We start from the raw sequence: 19,698 nt of genomic DNA on the forward strand, positions 1-19,698 counted from the left end.
CCGGTGCCCGGTCCAGCCGCACCGCCTCAGGGTCAACCCGTGCCGGTTGCTGCTCCTGACAGTGCCGGCGGAACCCGTAGCCACGCCGTGCCGGCCGCTGGTGCCAACACCGCGCTGGATCCGGTTGGCACGACGCCGGTGCCCGGTCCGGTCGCACCGCCTCAGGGTCAGCCCGTGCCGGATGCTGCTCCTGCCAATGCCGGCACAGCGCAGCCCCAGGCCATGCCGGCCGCTGGTGCCAACACCGCGCTGGATCCGGTTGGCGCGACGCCGGTGCCCGGCCCAGCCGCACCGCCTCAGGGTCAACCCGTGCCGGTTGCTGCTCCTGACAGTGCCAGCGGAACCCGAAGCCACACCATGCTGGCCACCGGCGCCAACACCGCGATGGATCCGGTTGGCACCACGCCGGTGCCCGGTCCGGTCGCACCGCCTCAGGGTCAACCCGTGCCGGTTGCTGCTCCTGACAGTGCCGGCGGAACCCGAAGCCACACCATGCCGGCCGCTGGTGCCAACACCGCGATGGATCCGGTTGGCACCACGCCGGTGCCCGGTCCGGTCGCACCGCCTCAGGGCCAACTGGTCCCAGCCGCTGCCCCCGACGGCGCCGGCGTGGCCAACACCACGACCGATGCGCCCACCGCAGTCCCCGTCGGGGTTACGTTGCCCCAGGGCGAGTTGCTGACGGGCCCTCCCCACCGCGACGCTGGTCCTGCATCGGGCCAAGCAACCTCTTACCCGACCCGGCCAGTAGCCGCCTCGGGTCTACAAGATGAACGAGATGGCGTCCGACACCTGGATGTCGATCAAACAGGTGACCAAAGTGGTGTGCCCTTGCCAGATAATGCCCGGAGCATTCCCGGCCAAGCGCACCCCGCGCAGCCCCCCATAGCAGTGCCAGAGGCTTCCACAGACGGGAGCCTGCGACCACGAGTTCGACCACGGGGCGGTACATCTGATTGACCACGGTGAAGGTCACATGATATGTTATCTGATTGATATATGCTGGTTGTTTTCGCGCTATCGCGCGATTGTTACAATGGCTGACTGACGAGAGGTAGGCACATGGGCGCGTGGGAACCAATCATCGGTCTGGTCGTTCTGTTGGCGATGATAGTCGCTTTTTTTGCTGTCGCATCACGCGCGACGCGACGTAGCGTTGGCAGCGATGGCGGACAAATGCCTATTTCCAACGCGCCGCTGGACCCGAGCAACTTTGGTCCAACGAGTATCAGGTTCACCAGTCCGGGGCTGGCGCAGAAGTTGGGCATGCGCTGAAAGGCCATCTCGAAACGCTAGGCAGATTCACGTTGAAGTGCGACGAGGTTGAATTTCCCTTTACCCGGTTCCCGTGATGGTCGCCAGCTTATTGCTGAAAGCCTCTGCTGGCGTTTGCCATCCCAGGCACTTGCGGGGTGTGTCGTTCATCCTGGTGGCGATGGCCGACAGTCCGGTCGAGGATCGATCCTCGACCGGACTGTCGAGCGGCAAACGGCGTCGCACCCGTCCGTTGGCATTCTCAATGCCGCCCTTCTGCCAGGGACTGTGCGGATCGCAGAACCAGCTTGGGGTCCGGACACGAAAGTGATCATATTGTCCGGTTCGCGCGAACGTAGGGCGAACAGTGACTTTCAGCCAGCCATTTCGGTGTCGGAAACCTTTTCCATGGCTGCATAGAGGGCGGTTTTCCCGACCTTGAGCCTGGCCGCCGCTTCCCTGACCGTCAGGCCCTGGGCGATAAGGGTCTTTGCTCGCCGCAACTTGTCGTCCGTGACCACGGGCTTGCGGCCACCACGTCGCCCACGGGCGATGGCAGCATCCAGGCCTGCGCGGGTCCGTTCCCGGATCAGATCTCGTTCGAACTGTCCCAACGCCCCGAAAATATGGAAGATCAGGCGTCCACCTGGCGTGGTGGTGTCGATGGCTTCCGTCAGAGACCGGAAGCCGATGCCCCGTTCTTCCAGTGTTGTGACGGTTTCGATCAGATGCGGGAGAGAACGGCCGAGCCTGTCCAGCTTCCAGACAACGAGAACGTCGCCCTCCCGCAGGAAGGCCAAGGCAGTTGTCAGGCCGGGCCGGTCAGTCCTGGCACCGGAGGCCTTGTCCTCGTAGACGTGGGTGCAGCCGGCTTTGGCCAGTGCGTCGAACTGGAGCGCGAGGTCCTGTTCGCTGGTGGAGACGCGCGCATACCCGATTTCGACCATCACTGTCCGCCTTTGTCCGTAAACTTGTCCGTTAATCTATGTGTCCGGAAAGTCATTGTAAAGGCAGATAGGCGGACAAGTTGGACAGTGACCGTCAAAGGGCCGTTTGTGGGACAAGGTTAATATTTCTATAATATTGGAAATATCGCTGACAATCCGGCGGTGCGGGATATTTTCACAATTATCGAAATGAATGGAGCCCATCATGAGCGCTCTTCCCATTGCCGTCATCGGCGCCGGTCCCGTTGGGCTGGCCGCTGCCGCCCATCTCCTTGACCGCGGGCTTGACCCGCTGATCCTGGAAGCCTCCGATGATGTCGCCGCCCATGTCCGCGACTGGGCACATGTCCGGGTCTTCTCCCCCTGGCAATATAATATCGACAAGGCCGCCCGCGCGATGCTGGCGGCGGCGGGGTGGACATCCCCGCCGGACGATGTGCTGCCGACAGGGGCGGAACTGGTGGAGCAGTATCTGCACCCCCTGTCCCGGTTGCCCGCCATCGCCGGCCGCTTGCGCCTGGGCCACCGCGTGACGGCGATCAGCCGGGCCGGTTTCGACAAGGTCAGGAGCGCGGGGCGGGAACAGGCCCCCTTCCTGCTGCGCGCGGCCACGCCGTCGGGCGAGGTGGACATGCTGGCGGCGGCCGTGCTGGATGCGTCGGGCACCAGGTCGCAGCCGAACCCGGCCGGGGCCGAGGGGCTGCCCGCCATCGGGGAGGCGGCGGTGGCCGACCGGATCGCCTATCGCATCCCCGACATGGCGGGTCGGGACCGGGACCGCTATGCCGGCCAGCATGTGCTGGTCATCGGTGGCGGCCATTCTGCGGCGAATGCCCTGCTGGATCTGGCCCGCCTAGCCGAACAGGCGCCGGGCACCCGCATCAGCTGGGCCGTACGCAGTGCCGATCTGCGCCGCACCTTCGGCGGCGGCGATGCCGACGCGCTGGCCGCCCGCGGCGCTCTGGGCAGTGCCCTGCGCGCTCTGGCCGACAGTGGCCGGATGGAGCTTTTCACCGGCTTCAAGACGGCGCCATTCCAGCAGGGACTGGGCGGCCTGACCGTCACCGGGCGCGACGGGCGCAGGGTGGCGGACGTGGATCAGGTGGTCGTCGCCACGGGCCAGCGCCCCGACCTGGATATGCTGCGCGAACTGCGGCTGGGCCTGGACCCGTGGCTGGAAAGCACAGCGACGCTCGGTCCGCTGATCGACCCCAACCTGCATAGCTGCGGCACCGTCCGGCCCCATGGGGCCCGGGAGCTGGCGCATCCGGAGCCGAGCTTATATACGGTCGGCATCAAGAGCTATGGCCGCGCGCTCACTTCCTGATGGCCACGGGCTATGAACAGGTGCGGTCGGTGGCGGCCTTCCTGGCCGGCGACTACGCCGCCGCCGCGGAGATGCGGCTGGAACTGCCCGAAACCGGCGTGTGCAGTGTCAATCTGGCCAGCGGCACGGCGGCGACGGATTGTTGCGGCGGTCCCGCACCGACCGACGCTGATGCCTGTTGCGACAAGGATGCCAAGGCCCAGGCGGTGGGGGCTGTCGGCTGCGGCTGCCCGCCGCCGGCGCCGGTTCCGGCACGGGCATGCTGTGGGGCCGCATGATGCGGGGCGGGGCCCTCTCTAGCCCCGCCGGCGTCATCGCCGGGCTGGGTGTGGCCCAGATCATCTGGACACCTCCGGGAACCCTTTGTGATGCCGTTTCCGGAGCGGGATTTGTGCAGCACGGCGCCGGCTTGGCGGTTTTCCGCCGCATCACGGCCTGCCAAAGGCGCCCTTTCGGGCGAAATTGGCATCATGCGGACGCAGTTCTCCCGTTGAGCCAGACCCATCGTTTCATGTTGTAGGCCATGGCGGCGAGCGTGATGGCGGCTTCGGCGCGTTTGATGCCGATGGTGCGGATGAAGAGCCGCATCGATCCTTTCAGCATGGCGAACGGATGCTCGACCTTGGCACGGATGGCAGCTTTACGGGCATTGGCGCGGGCGGCGCGGTTGGACATCGGCTTGCCCTTGGGCTTTTTGACATGGATATGGCTGACCTTGCCGGCCTCGCGCAGGAACGCCTCGTTGGCCTGCGAACGATAGGCTGTGTCGGCCCAGACGCCAGACGCCGTGTTGTCCGGGTCGATCAGTCCCTCGCGCAGGCGTGCACCGTCATGGGCGGCGGCATCGCTGACCAGCCGGCGCCGGATCACCCCATGCCGCCGGTCGATGGCGATATGTGCCTTGTAGCCGAAGAAGGGGATGGCAATGTCGGGCGGCTGCGGTGCCCCCTCGGCCGCCGGCTTAGCCTTGGTGAACTTCACCGTCCAGCGCGCATCCACATCCTTCTGCGCCGCCTTGGCCGGCTGATCGGGCCAGATCTCTTTAGCCGACCGGCCCTGCTTGATCGCCGCCTTCTCGTCCTCCTTGTTGCGCTGACGCGGCGCCGCCACCAGCGTGGCATCCACGATCTGACCCGACATCGGCAGGTAACCCGCCGCAATAATCGCTTGATCCAGCCGCGTGAACAGCGCGTCCAGCGCTCGCGCCGCGATCAACGCCTCGCGGAAATCCCACAACGTGTTGGCATCGGGCACCCCATCCCCCGGACCCAAGCCACAGAACCGCATCCAGCTCAGCCGGTCACGCACCAGATACGAGGTCTGTTGCAGCGACAAGCCGTGCAGCGCCTGCAACACCAGCATCTTGAATTTCAGCACCGCATCAAAGGGCGGGCGACCGCCCTTGCGCGGGTCGCAGCGCCGCAGCGCCTTGGCCAGAACCGGCCGGAACTGCTCAAAATCAACCGTCGCCGACAGCCGCTCCAGCGGATCACCTTCCGCCGACAACTCACGCAGACGATCCTCAAAATCCCAGAAACCGCCCTGGCCCGACATGACCAACCCCGCTACAGGCTGCATGCCTCATCATAGCAGAAATTGGCAGTTTCCGGAGGTGTCCATCTCCTGGGGCAGCCTGATCTATGCCTTCCCCCTGCTGGCCACCCCGATGGCAACGGAGTTTGACTGGGGCCGAACGGAGACTTTCGGGCTGGCCTCGCTGGCCCTGGGCGTCGCAGGTCTTGCCGCCTATCCGGTGGGGCGCGCCATCGACCGGGGCGGCGGGCGGCGGGTGATGGCGGCCGGGTCGGTGCTGGCGGCGGTGGCCCTGGCCGGCTGAGCCAATGCCGGAGCGGCCTGGACGCTGCCACCGCTGTTCGCGCTGATCGGGCTGGCTCAGGCCATGACCCTGTATGAGCCGGGGTTCGCCGTCGTCTCCCACCGCTATGGCGCGGCGGCGCGGCATCACGGCCCTGACCCTCAGGGGCGGCTTCGCCAGCACGGTTTTCGTGCCGGTGACCCAGCTTCTGCTGGACCGGCTGGGCTGGCGCGGTACGCTGGAGGTGCTGGCGGGTTTCAATCTGCTGCTGTGCCTGCCCCTGCATCTGGCCGTCATCGGGCGGGATGACCATCATCCGGGCGGCGGCGGTGCCGGTGATGCTGACCGCACGCGCCTGTGGCGCCGTCAACGGGCTGATGAGCCTGCCCGGTTCGGTCTGCAAGGCGCTGGCCACGATGCTAGTGGCGCTGTTGTGGGAGATATCGGGCTCCTACATTCCCGTCCTGTGGCTGGGCATCGCCATCTGCGTTCCGGTGCTGGCCGCCGTCACGCGGCTGCGGGTTCCGCACAACAGCCCGCCGCCGTGACCGGCCGCATGCAACATTGTTCCTTCAGGAAGGCCAGCAGCGCCTCCATCTGCGGATAGAGGGGCCGGCAGATCAGCGACCGCCCCTCGCGCACCTGCTCCACCAATCCCGCCTGCACCAGCAGCTTGATATGGTGGGACAGGGTGGACAGCACGATCCCCAACTCCTCCGCGATGGCCCCCACCGGCATGCCCGCATCCCCGGCCTGCACCAGCCGCTGGTAAACGGCCAGGCGCGACGGGTGCCCCAGTTCGGCGAAGCAGCGGGCGGCGGTGTCCAGATCCATGTCGGGGCGCTTTCGGCAGGTCGATATCGTTCCCCAATATGGGTCTGACGCTTTCCGATTTCCAGAAATGTCGAAGGATATGGGGGCGCCCAAAAAAAGAGGCGCCCACCTTCACAGGTGGACGCCCCGGCCACTCAGACCATTAAGGTCCGCTTAGCAGCAATCCCCACCCGCGCTGCAGCAGGCCAAAACCAGATCGCAACAGGTTTCCACCGCCTGCATGACGGCATCCGGCGCCGCATAGGCGGTTGCCGTGGCTGCCAACAAGGTAGCCACTCCGAAAAGGACAAAACGCTTCATCTTCATTCTCCAGTTTCAAGCATTGAAGTCGAAAGTGATCAGGCCGTCTCACCCGCGGGGAGGAGGATCCTCGACTTCAATCTCCCGGCCGGTCCGAAGGTCTGCGACCACCCCATCCCATTCCTTAAGGAGTGGCTCCGCCACAAGACTATGAGCCGAGCGTGTCGGCAGCATCAGGCACAGCAACGCGCAAGGAGCAGGGCAACGCATCGGCATCGGATCGCAGCAATCATCGTTGCAGCGATCCTGATGGGACATCTCCATCGACCGGGAAGTCATGCCGTCTTCCAACGCAAACTGAGCAGAGGCGACTGGTGCGCCCCACACGGAAAGCCCAAGCAGGAACAACATCAAGAGCGCCACCACCCGTCTGGGGCGGACGCTGCAGTCATGAAGGCCGCGTAGCGACCAGTATGTTCGACGTTGGATCAGCATGCCGGAAACATAGTGAATGACCGCACCTGGAGCAATCGTGCAGTTCACGCGTGGCAGGATGCCGAACTCCAGGCTCCTCAGGCGCTGAACTAGGGGTTCGGGGAGCAATGGAACAGCGAACCGACTTAAGTGGCCACCGGGGTAAGCAGCCCGTCGTTTCGTTCAGGCGCGTGCCCGCCGCGACGCGGGATGCCACGCCAAGCCAATCAGCGCGATGACGCAGAAAGCCGCACCGGCATAGAACGTAACCGATGCCCCGAACCGATCCCACAGCAGACCCGCCACGACGCTGGCGAGCAGCATGGCGATGCCGCTGACCAGGTTGAAGAAGCCGTAGGCAGTGCCGCGAAGGTCGGCCGGCGCGGTATCGGCCACCATCGTCGCCAGCAACCCCTGCGTGATCCCCATGTGCACGCCCCACAGGACGACCCCGACCAGGACGACGCCCCAATGGTCATTGGTCGCGAGCACCAGATCGGCGGCAATCAGCACGGCGAGCCCGAGCGTGAGCAGCTTGGGATGACTCATGCGGTCGGACAACTTACCGAAGGGATAGGCCGACAGCGCGTAGATCAGGTTCATCGCTACCATCACCAGCGGCACCAGGGCAATCGGCACGCCGCCCTGCTGCGCGCGCAGGACGAGGAAGGCTTCGCTGAAGCGGGCAAGCGTGAACACCGCACCGATGCCGACCACCCACCAATATGGGGTGCCGAGGCGGCGCAGGTTGTCACGCCGGATGGGGTTCGTGCGCTTGTCGGCCTGAAGGTGGGTCGGCTCGCGCAGGCCGAAGGCCAGCAGCGCGACGGCGGCCAGTCCAGGAATCACAGCCACCCAGAACACGGCGCGGAAATCGTTGGCCCACAGCAGCATCAGGCCGACCGCCAGCAGCGGGCCGAGAAAAGCTCCCACTGTGTCGAGCGACTGGCGCAGGCCAAAGGCCGCACCCCGGATGTGCGGCGGCGTCAGGTCGGCGACCAGGGCGTCGCGCGGTGCGCCTCGCACACCCTTGCCAATCCGATCCAGCAGGCGGGCGGTGAGCACGATGCCGGCGGTCGGTGCCAGGGCAAACAAAGGCTTGGTCAGCGCGCCCAGCGCGTAGCCGAACACCGCCAGCCCTTTGCGCTTGCCCAGGTAGTCGCTCAGCGCACCGGAGAAAACTTTGACGATGAGCGCCGTGGATTCGGCCAGACCTTCGACCAGACCGACCATGAAAGCGCTTGCCCCCAAGGTCGTGACCATGAACATCGGCAGCAGGCTGTGGATCATCTCCGACGAGATGTCCATCAGCATGCTGACGAAGCCGAGCACCCATATGCCAGCCGGAATCTGTTTCAGCGGGCTGCTGCTTCTTTCTGTGTGCACGCTTGTTGTTCCCTTCGAGGTTCAGTTTTTGCACAGTTGCTCAGTCACCGTTCGCCCTGCCGAGCGGCCTCAACTCGCCGCGCGCGACGGCTTCCGGTACCGAGAACGAGTAGCGCCCATGGTTGAGCGAGAGCCACAGGCCGTAATCGCGCCACAGGTAGAACCAGCGCCGCACCGTCGAGGCCGGTGGGAAACGAGGCGGCAGCATCCGCCAAGGCAAGCTGCCTTGAAGCAGATAAGGGATCGCCTCCACGATCCGGCGCAACGGCCATTTGCGCGGGCGGCCAACACAGGACGCAGCAGGCAGCGGCGGTTCCAGAATGAACCAATCCGCATCGGTCAAATCGCTTGGCAAAACCAGGCCGTTGCGGGCATGAAGGGCGCGGGTGGTATCAGTCCACATCGGGGATGCACGGTTGTTTTTGGCGAAACTCCTGAATCTCCGATAGGGCGCGCTGTTAAGCTAGCCCGCTGATACCACGCAACTTAATCTCGGATCAGGCTCTAAGTGTGGGTTTTTGGCCCCTCCTATGCCCTCGATACCGCCATCAGGCCCCACCTTTGATCTCAGCGAGCCGAATATTCAACCCGACCAGTTCCTCCCCTGGATGTACACATGGCCCGCCGCAGGCTGCTGACGCCTCTGCAGTGGCAGAGCATGCTCGGTATCCCTCATGATGACCGCAGTCTGATCCGGCATTATACCCTGAACCGTGAAGAGCTTGGCCTGCTCTATCACCAGACTGGTCTTGCCATCGAGGAGCATTACACCGACACGGGCGGGGTCACCGACCATGTCTTCGGGCTCTGCCACCTATTGGGATTTCGCTTCGCGCCGCGTATCCGCGACCTGAAGGATCGCCGCCTCTACCTTTTCCCTGGCGACGCACCACCGACCCTTCTGAAGCCGCTGATTGGCGGCGAGATTGATCTGGAGCATCTGGCCGTCCATTGGCAGGAACTGCTGCGCCTGGCCGCCTCCATCCGATCCGGCACCGTCACCGCGTCAGCCATGCTGCGTCGACTGGCCGCCTACCCAAGACAGAATGGCCTCTCCCTGGCGCTACGCGAACTCGGCCGCATCGAACGCACGAGTTTTACGCTGGACTGGCTACGCGATCCCGCTCTGCGCCGCCGCACCAATGCCGGCCTCAACAAGGGGGAGGCCCGCAATGCCCTGGCCAGGGCCGTGTTCTTCAACAGGCTGGGTGAGATGCGCGACCGCAGCTTCGAGAACCAGACCTACCGCGCCTCCGGGCTGAATCTGTTGGTCGCCGCGGTCATCCTGTGGAACACACGCTATCTCCAGGCCGCGCTCGACCATCTCGCCGCTTCCGGCATGGATGTCCCGCAAGATCACATCCGACATGTGGCACCCCTGGGATGGGAGCATATCGGGCTCACCGGCGACTATGTCTGGGGTGCCGACCCACTGCCCAAGGAAGGCCTCCGCCCACTGCGGCGCCCGACATCCATGCTGGTCGCGTAGTTCCTATTCCGTTCGCGCGAACCGGACAATATGATCACTTTCGTGTCCGGACCCCAGCTTGGCATGGGCAATGACCGCCAGGCGCCGACAAACTCGGTGCCCCGGTCGAAAGTGATGCTGCGCCGGGCGGAAGCGGGCAGGGGGGCCAGCGCGTCGGTGATCCGGGACATGACACCCGCGGAACGCCGATCTTCATTGCCCAGCAGCAGCAGATAGCGGGTTTGCCGCTCCTGCAGCGAGGTGACGTTGCTCTTGCCATGCTTGCGGGCAAAGATCACCAGATCCGCCTCCCAATGGCCGAACTGGCTTCGTTCACCGATCTCGGCCGGGCGGGCATCAATCCACCGCTCTGCCGGGATCACCGGACTGCGCGGCTTGCGGCCGGCCCGGCGGCGGCGATGCCGTCGGGCGACAGCCAGCAAGGCATAGAGCTTCGCCTCCCGCCCCTCCGCGCTGTAGACGAAGCGATAGATGCTCTCGTGCGATATCCGTCCCATCGGCTGCGGATCAACCTTCAGACGGCCGGAAACCTGCTGTGGCGACCAGCCCGAATGCAGTTTTGCCAGCACATGCGCCAGAAGAGCCGGATGCCGAAGCAGCTTTACCCGGCCACGCCGCCGCCGCCGCTTGGCCCGCGCGTTCGCCGTCATGCAGTAATAGCCCCGGTAGTCGTTCCCGAACCGGTCCCGGAAACTCGTGTGATAGAAATTCCGGTTGATCTCACGATGGATCGTCCCGCGATGTCGGCCAAGCCGCGCCGCAATCTTGCAGATCGGCATCGATGCCTGCAGCATCTCGTCAATCACCCGCCGTTCCGCCAAACTCAGGTGCGAATAACATTCCCCCATGGCCACCTCCATCGATAACCATCTGATATTAAAGGAATGTCGCACTTCAAAATAGAACCCACCCCGCCTACAAATATTTGATCAATAACAACTATTATGGAAATACCCGGAGCGGTTTTGGCTGTGTAAGGGACGTAAACGACGTTAGGATTCTGGCACATCCGGGTACGTCGTGGACATAGATATCCGTAGTGTCCACGATGCTTGATATGCGCGACCGAGAACCGGCGCGCGGCGCCTCAGCGACGCAAGCGCGCCGGGACCGGTCGTCGCCGTACAACATCTCGACCCGACCCGGACCCAGCCGCCAGGCTGGGCTTGTAGACTGGCTAAGGGCCCATCCCAGTGTTGACGTCGTGATCTCGTCAAGCTGGCAATGGCATTCACCGAACCACTCTTGAAAGTTTAGAAAGACGCTCTCGTACTTCCCTTCTCAAATCATCCTCCGCCTGGTCGGGCGTTTCATATGAGCGTTCCGGCATTGTGAAGCTCGGAAGACGTCCGGCCAGTACATTACCGTCTATATAGTATCTTCCAAATTTAGATATCCTATAGATGACAACAATACCATCCACTTTGATCGTATTGGCTTTTGTCCACAATTCCTGCACTTCACTGTGAAAATCGATTTTGTTCTGCATGTTGCGCTACTCCGGTTACAGAGAGAATTGTCGCTAAAAGTTGTTCGGTGCCCGCGTTCAGAATTGCGATTGGTGGACGGGTCATTCGTCTTCGTCGGCAAACTGGCCCAAGCCATCGATTGGGGGCAACCGTCATCATACAGGTACAGATCGTACCGTGATGGGGTCACGACATAGAAGGGGCGACAAACCACGCTAAGCGGACAAATTGGGAACATCAGGTCGTTAGGCGTTCGGATGGCGTCCGGAGCATTCTGTAGCCGTCTTGGTCGAGCTGCGCCGGTTCGGCCCAGAGGTAGTCGCCGGTGAGGTTGATGTGCTGCCAGCCCAGGGGCGCCAGATAGGGCAGCAGGGTGTCGGGAATGTCCTCCCCTTGTCCACGCAGCAACCGGATGGCGCGGTCCATATAGACCGTGTTCCACAGGATGATGGAAGCCACGACCAGGTTCAGGCCGCTGGCGCGGTGCTGACGACTTTCCAGGGTCCGGTCCCGCAGGCGACCCAAGCGGTGGAAGCACACGGCGCGGGCCAGGGCGTTGCGGGATTCTCCTTTGTTCAGTTCGGCCGTCGCCTGCCGGCGCAACATCGGATCGTCCAGCCAGTCGAGGGTGAACAGCGTGCGTTCGATCCGGCCGACTTCACGCAGCGCCAGGGCCAGCCCGTTCTGGCGGGGATAGGAGCCCAGGCGGCGCAGCATCAGAGACGCCGGCACCGTGCCCATCCGCACCGATGTGGCCAGCCGAAGCAGGTCGTCCCAGTGGGTTGTGATCATGGCTTCGTCGATCCGGGCCGCAATGAAGGGTTCCAGCGCCGGCCAGGTCGAAGCTGGTCCGAATGTGTGCAGCCGGCGGTTGGCAATGTTAGGGATGCGCGGCGCGAAGCGGAAGCCCAACAGGTGACAGAGGCCGAATACATGGTCCGAAACGCCACCGCCATCGGTGTGATGGACGGCAATGTTGATATCGCCGCCATGATAGAGCAGCCCGTCGATGACATGAGCAGCCTCCCCCTCCGACACGGATATCACCTTGGTGTGGAAGGGCGCATAGCGACCGGAAATGCAGGTGTAGAAGGAGATGGCCGGTCCCGATCCCTTGTGCGGGTTGACGGCACCGGCCACTTCGCCCTGGCCGCCCAGCGGGAAATGCTGGCCGTCCGAACTGGATACCGACGCATCGCCGAACCAGACGGACAAAGGCTGTGCATGCTGGGCGGTAATGATGCGGGCCAGGGCCCTGCCGTAATTCTCCTCGCTGAGATGCCAGCCGGCGGCCCAGGCCAATTGCCGGTAGCTGGCGACATTGCAGGCCTCAGCCATGCGCGTCAGGCCCAGGTTGGTGGCATCGGCCAGCACCGCCGTCAGGGTGACGCGCGGGTCGTCCCCTGGCAGATGCGACCGCAGGTGGGTGAAACAATCCATCATGCCTGTCCAGCGGTTCACCTCGGCCAGCAACTCGGTGATGCGTACCCGTGGCATCACGGCCTGGACACGGTCTGCCAGGTGCTCGGCCGCCTCCGGGGTCACGGCTTGCAAGGGTGAGATCTTCAAGGCGGCACCGTTGATCCTGACATCCGGCAGCAATTGCTTGGCGGCCTGCCCATCCACCTGGCGCAGCCGCTCCTCCAGCAACTCCCGCCTCTCGTGCAGATACCCGATGGCTTTATCCTGCACCGCGACCGGCAGCGGCCCGGCCAGCTTCATGGTCGAGAACAAGGTCTTGGGCACGAGCTGATCTTCCACGGCCCGGTATTGCCGGCTGCCTTCCACCCAGATGTCGCCGGCGCGCAGCCGGTCGCGCAGTTCCACGAAAAGGCAGAGTTCATAGGCGGGCGCGTTGATCCCATCGCCGCGCAGCACTGCGGATCGCCAAGTACGCCTAATAAAGCCGGTCGGCAGACCCTTGGGCAATGTCCGCCGCGCGCTGGCATAGAAGGTCCGCATCAGAGCCAATGCGTTCAGCAGGGCACTGACGCCGGCGATGCCCTGGAAGCTGAAACTGTCCAGGAACATCGGTCCCACGCGACGCAGCAGGGCGTGGTTTGTGGCGGCGAGTGCAGCATAATCCGTAGCGTCATCGCGGGTCAGTTCGCCGGCCTCCGCCACAGCGGCCTTGAATTTCTCCCACGGGATGACAGCGTCAATGGCGGCGAAGGCATCGGTCCCCTTACCGCGCGCGTCGATCAACGCCTCGCCCACTCTGGCCAGCAACCGCACCTTCTCACTCATGGCCCGGCTGTTGGACTGGATCGTTTCCGCCGCACGGCGTTCCGCCCGCCGGAACAGGCCGCCGATGAGACGGTCGAACATACCGATGATATCGTCGGTGAGCCGGGTGATGGTCTCCAGCACTGTCACCGTCAGGATGGACTGGCGGCGCAATGGCGCCAGAGCAGACAGATGCTGGGCCGAGAGCCGGGTGCCTTCCCGGATCAGGAGGTGGACACGGTCGGCATGGATGCTTTCTCGGATTGCCGGATCGATGCCGAGTGCACGCAAGGCCGTCAATTGCTCATCCAGTCGGGCCATGGCTCGATGTCCCGTGGCGCCGGGCGGCTGACGGGCCCAGGCCAGCAGGCTCACTCCGGTATCAGGGCGTTCCGCCAGCAACCCGTCAATTCCCCCGCGCTGTTCCATCGTCAGGGCGCTATCGATCTGCCTTTCGACATGGCGCTCGGCTTGCAACAGAGCCGCAGCCACGAGGCGTTCAATGGTAGTGGTCGCCGGAGCTGCGACGGTCCGCCGCCGCAATTCCTCCATTAGCAGGCCCGCCAGAACCAGGCCGCTTGTGGTGGCCAGCGCGACCGGCAGCAGCCATTTGGCGATCTCCCGTCGGATCGGCTGCGACAAGGTGGTGTAGCCATAGATGGCGTAAAGGGCTTCGAGTTGGTCGTAGCGTGTCTGTGACCTGGTGGCATATTCTGCCAACGCGTCGGGCGGCAGATCCAACTGGTCAGCGACGAATGACAGCACCTTTGGAGGAACGAGTTCCCCCGGTGGCAACAGACGGCCCGGATAGCGCAGGGCACAGAGCTGGACGGCGAAGCCCAGCTGGTTATGCGGTCGACGCCGGCGCGCGACGACGGCGATGTCGGCGGGGCTCAGCGTGTAATGGCGGATCAGGTCAGCCTCTGCCGTGGGCAGCGCGAACAGCGCCTTGGCCTGGGCATCGGTGAGCACGCTGCGGCGCGGCATGGCGGTGTTGTCCCAGTTGGAGTAATGTCTGTCTGATACGCGACAATGCCCAGACGTTCTGCCGCCGCCAGGGCGATGCCGCCGGGAGGGTTCAATTGGGACAGCGTGTGGCCATCTACTGCCGCGTGTCCACGGCGGATCAGTCCTGCGAGCGACAGGAGCGGGACCTGCTCACCCTGGCCATGCGGGCGGGTTACGAAGTCGTCGGCAACTACAAGGAAGCCGGTGTCATTTTCAGAAGGTGACTGCACGGAATATCAAGAGTCGGCTGCACAGTCTTTTCTGATCTGTGGTCGTCTCAGAAAACGGAAAATAAAGCACGCTAAGCTGTGGAAGCCCCTGCCAAGCTCGTTCCACCTTGCAACGACGCAATCAGCGGACACGAAACATTCCCCTGCCGCGAATGGCAGGCGCACACCAGGTCAGACAGCACAGCCTCCATGCGCGCCAAATCGGCCATCTTCTCACGCACGTCTTGGAGCGTGTGCTCGGCCAGGCTGCTGGCCTCCTCGCAGTGGGTGCCATCGTCGAGCCGCAGCAACTCGGCGATTTCATCCAGGCTGAAGCCCAACCGCTGGGCCGATTTCACGAATCGCACCCGTGTCACGTCCGCCGCGCCATAGCGGCGAATGCTGCCATAGGGCTTGTCCGGCTCGGGCAACAAGCCCTTGCGCTGATAGAACCGGATGGTCTCCACGTTGACGCCGGCTGCCTTGGCAAAAACGCCAATGGTCAGGTTCTCCAAATTATTTTCCATACCGCTTGACTCCGTACATGAGTACGGAAGTAAGGTTACGCTATCCAATTCAAATTCGAAAGGACAAGCGCATGTTTGAACCACAAACCGGGCGCGGCGCGCTCTTCACTGGCGGGCTGGCCGCCATCCTCGCCTCGGCCTGCTGCCTCGGGCCGCTGGTCTTGGTCGCCTTGGGATTCAGCGGGGCATGGATCGGCAACCTGACCGTGCTGGAGCCGTATCGCCCGATTTTCATCGGTGCAGCGTTGGTCGCGTTGTTCTTCGCCTGGCGGCGCATCTACCGCCCTACGCAAGCCTGCAAACCGGGTGAGGTCTGCGCGATTCCCCAAGTGCGAGCTACTTACAAGCTCATTTTCTGGGTCGTGGCCGTGCTGGTCCTGGTCGCCCTCGGATTTCCCTACGTCATGCCATTTTTCTACTGATCGGAGTTCACCATGAAAAAACTGTTTGCCTCCCTCGCGCTCGCCGCCATTGTTGCCCCGGTGTGGGCCGCCACTCAGACCGTCACGCTGTCTGTACCGGGCATGACCTGCTCCGCCTGCCCGATCACCGTCAAGAAGGCGATTTCCAAGGTCGAAGGCGTCAGCAAGGTTGACGTGACCTTCGAGACCCGCGAAGCGGTTGTCACTTTCGATGATGCCAAGACCAGCGTGCAGAAGCTGACCAAGGCCACCACCGATGCGGGCTATCCCTCCAGCATCAAGCAGTGAACCACTGAACCCGAACCTGGGGCGATCATGGGACTGATCACACGCATTGCCGACAAGGCTGGCGCGCTTGGCAGCGTTGTTTCCGCGATGGGCTGCGCCGTGTGCTTCCCGGCCATCGCCAGCTTGGGCGCGGCCTTCGGCCTCGGTTTTCTACAGGAATACGAAGGATTGTTCATCTCCAAGCTGCTGCCGCTGTTCGCTGTCGTGGCTTTGCTGGCGAACGCATTGGGCTGGCTCAGTCATCGCCAATGGCACCGCAGTCTGCTCGGCATGATCGGGCCAGCCATCGTGTTCGCTGGAACTGTCTGGCTGCTTGGCAACTGGTGGGCAGCACACCTCGTATACACCGGCCTGGCGCTGATGGTCGGCGTGTCGATCTGGGACTTGGTTTCGCCGGCACATCGCCGTTGCGGCCCGGACGGTTGCGAACTCCCCACGAAACAAGGCTGACGGCGGAAGTCGGCAGCCAACACAGAAAAGGAACGATGAATGACCACCCTCAAAATTACCGGCATGACCTGCGACTCCTGCGCGGTTCACGTCAAGGAAGCTCTGGAGAAAGTGCCTGGCGTGCAATCAGCGGAGGTTTCCTATGCCAAGGGCAGCGCCAGGCTCGCCATCGAGGCCGACACATCGCCGGATACGCTGACCGCTGCCGTGGCCGGACTCGGCTATCGGGCTACGCTCGCCGATGCGCCCGTGGCTCCGGCGGGCGGCGGATTGCTCGGCAAGGTGCGCGAATGGCTGGGCAGTGATGACAAGGCTGGCGGGGATGCTGGCAAGCTCCATATCGCCGTGATCGGCAGCGGCGGCGCCGCGATGGCGGCAGCGCTGAAGGCCGTCGAACAAGGCGCGCACGTCACGCTGATCGAGCGCGGCACCATCGGCGGCACCTGCGTGAATGTCGGCTGCGTGCCGTCCAAGATCATGATCCGCGCCGCCCACGTCGCCCACTTGCGTCGCGAAAGCCCGTTCGATGGCGGCATGCCGCCCACGCCGCCGACGATCTTGCGTGAGCGGTTGCTGGTCCAGCAGCAGGCGCGCGTCGACGAACTGCGTCATGCTAAGTATGAGGGCATCCTGGACGGGAATCCGGCCATCACCGTTCTGCACGGCGAAGCGCGTTTCAAGGACGGCCAGAGCCTTGTCGTTCGTTTGAACGATGGTAACGAGCGCGCTGTGGCCTTCGACCGTTGCCTGGTTGCCACGGGTGCCAGTCCGGCCGTGCCGCCGATCCCGGGCTTGAAAGAGTCACCCTACTGGACTTCGACCGAGGCCCTGGTCAGCGACACGATTCCCGAACGCCTGGCCGTGATCGGCTCGTCAGTGGTGGCGCTGGAACTGGCGCAAGCCTTTGCCCGACTCGGCAGCAAGGTGACGATCCTGGCACGCAGCACGCTGTTCTTCCGCGAAGACCCGGCCATCGGCGAAGCCGTCACGGCCGCGTTTCGCATGGAGGGCATCGAGGTACTGGATCACACGCAGGCCAGCCAGGTCGCGCATGAAGGCGGGGAATTCGTGCTGACCACGGGGCACGGCGAAATACGCGCCGACAAGCTGCTGGTCGCTACCGGCCGAGCGCCGAACACGCGCAGCCTGAATCTGGAAGCGGCGGGCGTCACGCTCAACCCGCAAGGCGCGATCGTCATCGACCCCGGCATGCGCACCAGCGTGGAACACATCTACGCCGCCGGCGACTGCACCGACCAGCCGCAGTTCGTCTATGTGGCGGCGGCGGCCGGCACCCGTGCCGCCATCAACATGACCGGCGGTGACACGGCCCTGAACCTGACCGCGATGCCGGCCGTGGTGTTTACCGATCCGCAGGTAGCGACCGTGGGCTACAGCGAGGCGGAAGCACACCATGACGGCATCGAAACCGACAGTCGCACGCTGACGCTGGACAACGTGCCGAGGGCGCTTGCCAACTTTGACACACGCGGCTTCATCAAGCTGGTCGTTGAAGAAGGTAGCGGACGCCTGATCGGCGTGCAGGCGGTCGCGCCGGAAGCGGGCGAACTGATCCAGACCGCCGCGCTGGCGATTCGCAACCGGATGACGGTGCAGGAGCTGGCCGACCAGTTGTTCCCCTACCTGACGATGGTCGAGGGGCTGAAACTCGCGGCGCAGACCTTCAACAAGGACGTGAAGCAGCTTTCCTGCTGCGCCGGGTGAGGAAAAGGAGGTGTTCGATGAACGCCTACACGGTGTCCCGGCTGGCCCTTGATGCCGGGGTGAGCGTGCATATCGTGCGCGACTACCTGCTGCGCGGCTTGTTGCGGCCGGTGGCGTGCACGCCAGGCGGCTACGGCCTGTTCGACGAGGCGGCCTTGCAGCGGCTGTGCTTTGTGCGGTCCGCCTTCGAAGCGGGCATCGGCCTCGATGCGCTGGCGCGGCTGTTCCGGGCGCTGGATGCAGCGGACGGTGGCGAAGCGGCCACGCAGCTTGCCGTGCTGCGCCAGTTCGTCGAACGCCGGCGCGAAGCGTTGGCCGATCTGGAAGCGCAGTTGGCCACCCTGCCGACCGAGCCGGCACAGCACGCGGAGAGTCTGCCATGAACGGCCCGGAACGCCTGCCGACCAAGACACGCAAGCCGTTCACCGGCTACCTGTGGGGCGCGCTGGCCGTGCTCACCTGTCCCTGCCATTTGCCGATTCTCGCCGTTGTGCTGGCCGGAACGACAGCCGGCGCATTCATCGGGGAACATTGGGGTATTGCAGCCCTCACGCTGACCGGCTTATTCATTCTGTCCGTGACGCGGCTACTGCGCGCCTTCCGGGGCGGATCATGATGACTTCGCACCCCGCCGGATGGACGGCGACTGAGTTGGCGCAGGCGGCGGCGAGCCGGCAGCTTGAGCTGTATTACCAGCCGCTGGTCGATCTGCGTAATAACCGGATCGTCGGCGCGGAAGCGCTGCTGCGCTGGCGGCATCCGAGCTTGGGACTGCTGCCACCAGGTCAGTTCATACCGCTGGCCGAGTCGTCCGGCCTGATGCCGGCAATTGGCACGTGGGTGCTGTGCGAAGCCTGCCGACAGATGCGCAAGTGGCAAGCATTGGCGTGGCAGCCGTTCCGGCTCGCCGTCAATGTGTCCGCGAGTCAGGTCGGGCCGATGTTCGATGCCGAGATTCAGCGGGTGCTGACCGATGCGGACTTACCCGCCGAATGTCTGGAGATCGAGTTGACTGAATCGGTCGCCTTCGGCAATCCGGCCCTGTTCGCCACCTTCGAAGCCTTGCGTGCCCTCGGCGTGCATTTCGCGGCCGACGACTTCGGCACGGGCTATTCCTGCCTGCAACATCTGAAGTGCTGCCCGATCACCACGCTGAAGATCGACCAATCGTTCGTTGCCAGGCTGCCGGACGATACCCGCGACCAATGCATCGTGCGGGCGGTGATCCAGCTCGCGCATGGGCTGGGCATGGAGGTAGTGGCCGAAGGCGTGGAAACACCCGACAGCCTGGCGTGGTTGCGGCAGGCCGGCTGCGACACGGTGCAGGGCTTTCTGTTCGCCAAGCCGATGCCGGCGGCGACCTTCGCCAGCTTCGTCAACCAATGGAGAAACACCACCATGAACGTCAACGAACCGAGCACCGCTTGCTGCGTGTGTTGCAAGGAAATCCCGCTCGATGCCGCCTTCACCCCGGAAGGCGCGGAGTACGTCGAGCACTTCTGCGGGCTGGAGTGCTACCAGCGCTTCCAGGCACGCGCCATTACTGCGACCGAAACCAGCGCCAAGCCGAGCGCTTGCGATTCGCCGCCGTCAGGCGGAGGCTGACT

Annotated in this window: 21 protein-coding genes and 2 pseudogenes; 13 read left to right on the forward strand and 10 right to left on the reverse strand. The window is 64.1% G+C overall.

The features are described 5' to 3' along the window. Nucleotides 1-1,628 precede the first annotated feature (1,628 nt). Complete coding sequence (locus AC1Q7F_RS30235) at nucleotides 1,629-2,201, reverse strand: recombinase family protein (RefSeq protein WP_492512276.1); 573 nt, start codon at nucleotides 2,199-2,201, stop codon at nucleotides 1,629-1,631. Between the two features lie 205 nt (nucleotides 2,202-2,406). Between AC1Q7F_RS30235 and AC1Q7F_RS30240 the strand changes: the two genes are divergently transcribed. Both AC1Q7F_RS30240 and AC1Q7F_RS30245 read left to right on the forward strand, forming a co-directional pair. Further along, complete coding sequence (locus tag AC1Q7F_RS30240; RefSeq protein WP_492512277.1) at nucleotides 2,407-3,528, forward strand: NAD(P)-binding protein; 1,122 nt, start codon at nucleotides 2,407-2,409, stop codon at nucleotides 3,526-3,528. Beyond that, nucleotides 3,528-3,806 carry a hypothetical protein gene (locus AC1Q7F_RS30245; protein WP_492512278.1) on the forward strand — a complete coding sequence of 93 codons (279 nt, stop codon included), beginning with the start codon at nucleotides 3,528-3,530 and terminating at the stop codon, nucleotides 3,804-3,806. Before AC1Q7F_RS30240 ends, AC1Q7F_RS30245 begins: the two co-directional genes overlap by 1 nt. 190 nt (nucleotides 3,807-3,996) lie before the next feature. Here the strand turns inward: AC1Q7F_RS30245 and AC1Q7F_RS30250 are convergent, their stop codons facing one another. After that, nucleotides 3,997-5,082, reverse strand: a complete 1,086-nt coding sequence (locus AC1Q7F_RS30250; RefSeq protein WP_492512323.1) for a transposase — start codon at nucleotides 5,080-5,082, stop codon at nucleotides 3,997-3,999. 58 nt (nucleotides 5,083-5,140) lie between these two features. Between AC1Q7F_RS30250 and AC1Q7F_RS30255 the strand changes: the two genes are divergently transcribed. Both AC1Q7F_RS30255 and AC1Q7F_RS30260 read left to right on the forward strand, forming a co-directional pair. Then, complete coding sequence (locus AC1Q7F_RS30255; protein ID WP_492512279.1) at nucleotides 5,141-5,365, forward strand: hypothetical protein; 225 nt, start codon at nucleotides 5,141-5,143, stop codon at nucleotides 5,363-5,365. 284 nt (nucleotides 5,366-5,649) lie between these two features. Further along, nucleotides 5,650-5,892, forward strand: coding sequence for a hypothetical protein (locus AC1Q7F_RS30260; protein WP_492512280.1), 243 nt, complete (start codon nucleotides 5,650-5,652; stop codon nucleotides 5,890-5,892). On the opposite strand, the gene AC1Q7F_RS30265 is transcribed toward AC1Q7F_RS30260, so the two are convergent. From AC1Q7F_RS30265 to AC1Q7F_RS30280, 4 genes and pseudogenes are all read right to left on the reverse strand, one after another. Next, nucleotides 5,852-6,178: an ArsR/SmtB family transcription factor gene (locus AC1Q7F_RS30265; protein WP_492512281.1), complete on the reverse strand. Its 327-nt coding sequence runs from the start codon at nucleotides 6,176-6,178 to the stop codon at nucleotides 5,852-5,854. The two genes, AC1Q7F_RS30260 and AC1Q7F_RS30265, sit on opposite strands and share 41 nt — an antisense overlap. Nucleotides 6,179-6,331: 153 nt before the next feature. Beyond that, nucleotides 6,332-6,478 (reverse strand): hypothetical protein, encoded by a 147-nt coding sequence (locus AC1Q7F_RS30270; RefSeq protein WP_492512282.1) that lies wholly within the window; start codon nucleotides 6,476-6,478, stop codon nucleotides 6,332-6,334. 597 nt (nucleotides 6,479-7,075) lie between these two features. Beyond that, the gene (locus AC1Q7F_RS30275; protein ID WP_492512283.1) at nucleotides 7,076-8,278 is read right to left on the reverse strand and encodes an MFS transporter; all 1,203 of its coding nucleotides are present in this window, start codon (nucleotides 8,276-8,278) and stop codon (nucleotides 7,076-7,078) included. A 118-nt stretch (nucleotides 8,279-8,396) separates the two neighbouring features. Continuing rightward, a pseudogene (locus AC1Q7F_RS30280) lies at nucleotides 8,397-8,681 on the reverse strand (transposase); the annotation flags it as partial. A gap of 321 nt (nucleotides 8,682-9,002) precedes the next feature. On the opposite strand from AC1Q7F_RS30280, the pseudogene AC1Q7F_RS30285 reads away from it, so the two are divergent. Continuing rightward, nucleotides 9,003-9,767: pseudogene (locus AC1Q7F_RS30285) on the forward strand (Tn3 family transposase); the annotation flags it as partial. Here AC1Q7F_RS30285 and AC1Q7F_RS30290 read toward each other — a convergent pair. From AC1Q7F_RS30290 to AC1Q7F_RS30300, 3 genes are all read right to left on the reverse strand, one after another. Continuing rightward, complete coding sequence (locus AC1Q7F_RS30290) at nucleotides 9,689-10,615, reverse strand: IS30 family transposase (RefSeq protein WP_492512284.1); 927 nt, start codon at nucleotides 10,613-10,615, stop codon at nucleotides 9,689-9,691. The pseudogene AC1Q7F_RS30285 and the gene AC1Q7F_RS30290 sit on opposite strands and share 79 nt — an antisense overlap. A 383-nt stretch (nucleotides 10,616-10,998) precedes the next feature. Then, nucleotides 10,999-11,256 (reverse strand): hypothetical protein, encoded by a 258-nt coding sequence (locus tag AC1Q7F_RS30295; RefSeq protein WP_492512285.1) that lies wholly within the window; start codon nucleotides 11,254-11,256, stop codon nucleotides 10,999-11,001. A gap of 217 nt (nucleotides 11,257-11,473) precedes the next feature. Next, nucleotides 11,474-14,449 carry a Tn3 family transposase gene (locus tag AC1Q7F_RS30300; RefSeq protein WP_492512286.1) on the reverse strand — a complete coding sequence of 992 codons (2,976 nt, stop codon included), beginning with the start codon at nucleotides 14,447-14,449 and terminating at the stop codon, nucleotides 11,474-11,476. Nucleotides 14,450-14,544: 95 nt separating this feature from the next. Here AC1Q7F_RS30300 and AC1Q7F_RS30305 point away from each other — a divergent pair, with 95 nt between their 5' ends. Beyond that, nucleotides 14,545-14,694 (forward strand): recombinase family protein, encoded by a 150-nt coding sequence (locus tag AC1Q7F_RS30305; RefSeq protein ID WP_492512287.1) that lies wholly within the window; start codon nucleotides 14,545-14,547, stop codon nucleotides 14,692-14,694. A gap of 77 nt (nucleotides 14,695-14,771) precedes the next feature. Here AC1Q7F_RS30305 and merR read toward each other — a convergent pair whose 3' ends face one another. After that, a complete protein-coding gene (gene merR, locus AC1Q7F_RS30310; protein WP_492512288.1) occupies nucleotides 14,772-15,206 on the reverse strand; it encodes a mercury resistance transcriptional regulator MerR in 435 nt (144 codons plus the stop codon). A 71-nt stretch (nucleotides 15,207-15,277) separates the two neighbouring features. On the opposite strand from merR, the gene merT reads away from it, so the two are divergent. The 7 genes from merT to AC1Q7F_RS30345 are packed head-to-tail and all read left to right on the forward strand — an operon-like array spanning nucleotide 15,278 to nucleotide 19,696. Then, nucleotides 15,278-15,628, forward strand: a complete 351-nt coding sequence (merT, locus tag AC1Q7F_RS30315; RefSeq protein WP_031944016.1) for a mercuric ion transporter MerT — start codon at nucleotides 15,278-15,280, stop codon at nucleotides 15,626-15,628. A gap of 12 nt (nucleotides 15,629-15,640) precedes the next feature. Continuing rightward, nucleotides 15,641-15,916 (forward strand): mercury resistance system periplasmic binding protein MerP, encoded by a 276-nt coding sequence (gene merP, locus AC1Q7F_RS30320; RefSeq protein ID WP_004099005.1) that lies wholly within the window; start codon nucleotides 15,641-15,643, stop codon nucleotides 15,914-15,916. A 27-nt stretch (nucleotides 15,917-15,943) separates the two neighbouring features. Further along, nucleotides 15,944-16,366, forward strand: coding sequence for an organomercurial transporter MerC (gene merC / locus AC1Q7F_RS30325; RefSeq protein ID WP_004099006.1), 423 nt, complete (start codon nucleotides 15,944-15,946; stop codon nucleotides 16,364-16,366). 39 nt (nucleotides 16,367-16,405) lie between these two features. Next, nucleotides 16,406-18,091, forward strand: coding sequence for a mercury(II) reductase (merA, locus tag AC1Q7F_RS30330; protein WP_031944018.1), 1,686 nt, complete (start codon nucleotides 16,406-16,408; stop codon nucleotides 18,089-18,091). Between the two features lie 17 nt (nucleotides 18,092-18,108). Then, nucleotides 18,109-18,474, forward strand: a complete 366-nt coding sequence (gene merD / locus AC1Q7F_RS30335; protein WP_004636761.1) for a mercury resistance co-regulator MerD — start codon at nucleotides 18,109-18,111, stop codon at nucleotides 18,472-18,474. Then, nucleotides 18,471-18,707 (forward strand): broad-spectrum mercury transporter MerE, encoded by a 237-nt coding sequence (merE, locus tag AC1Q7F_RS30340; RefSeq protein ID WP_031944019.1) that lies wholly within the window; start codon nucleotides 18,471-18,473, stop codon nucleotides 18,705-18,707. The genes merD and merE overlap by 4 nt, the downstream gene beginning before the upstream one ends. Then, entirely contained in the window at nucleotides 18,704-19,696 is a 993-nt protein-coding gene (locus AC1Q7F_RS30345) for a DUF3330 domain-containing protein (protein WP_031944020.1), read from the forward strand. Before merE ends, AC1Q7F_RS30345 begins: the two co-directional genes overlap by 4 nt. The last annotated feature ends 2 nt before the right edge of the window (nucleotides 19,697-19,698 follow it).

This window comes from Niveispirillum sp. GW835-FHT14G11 (assembly GCF_058793615.1).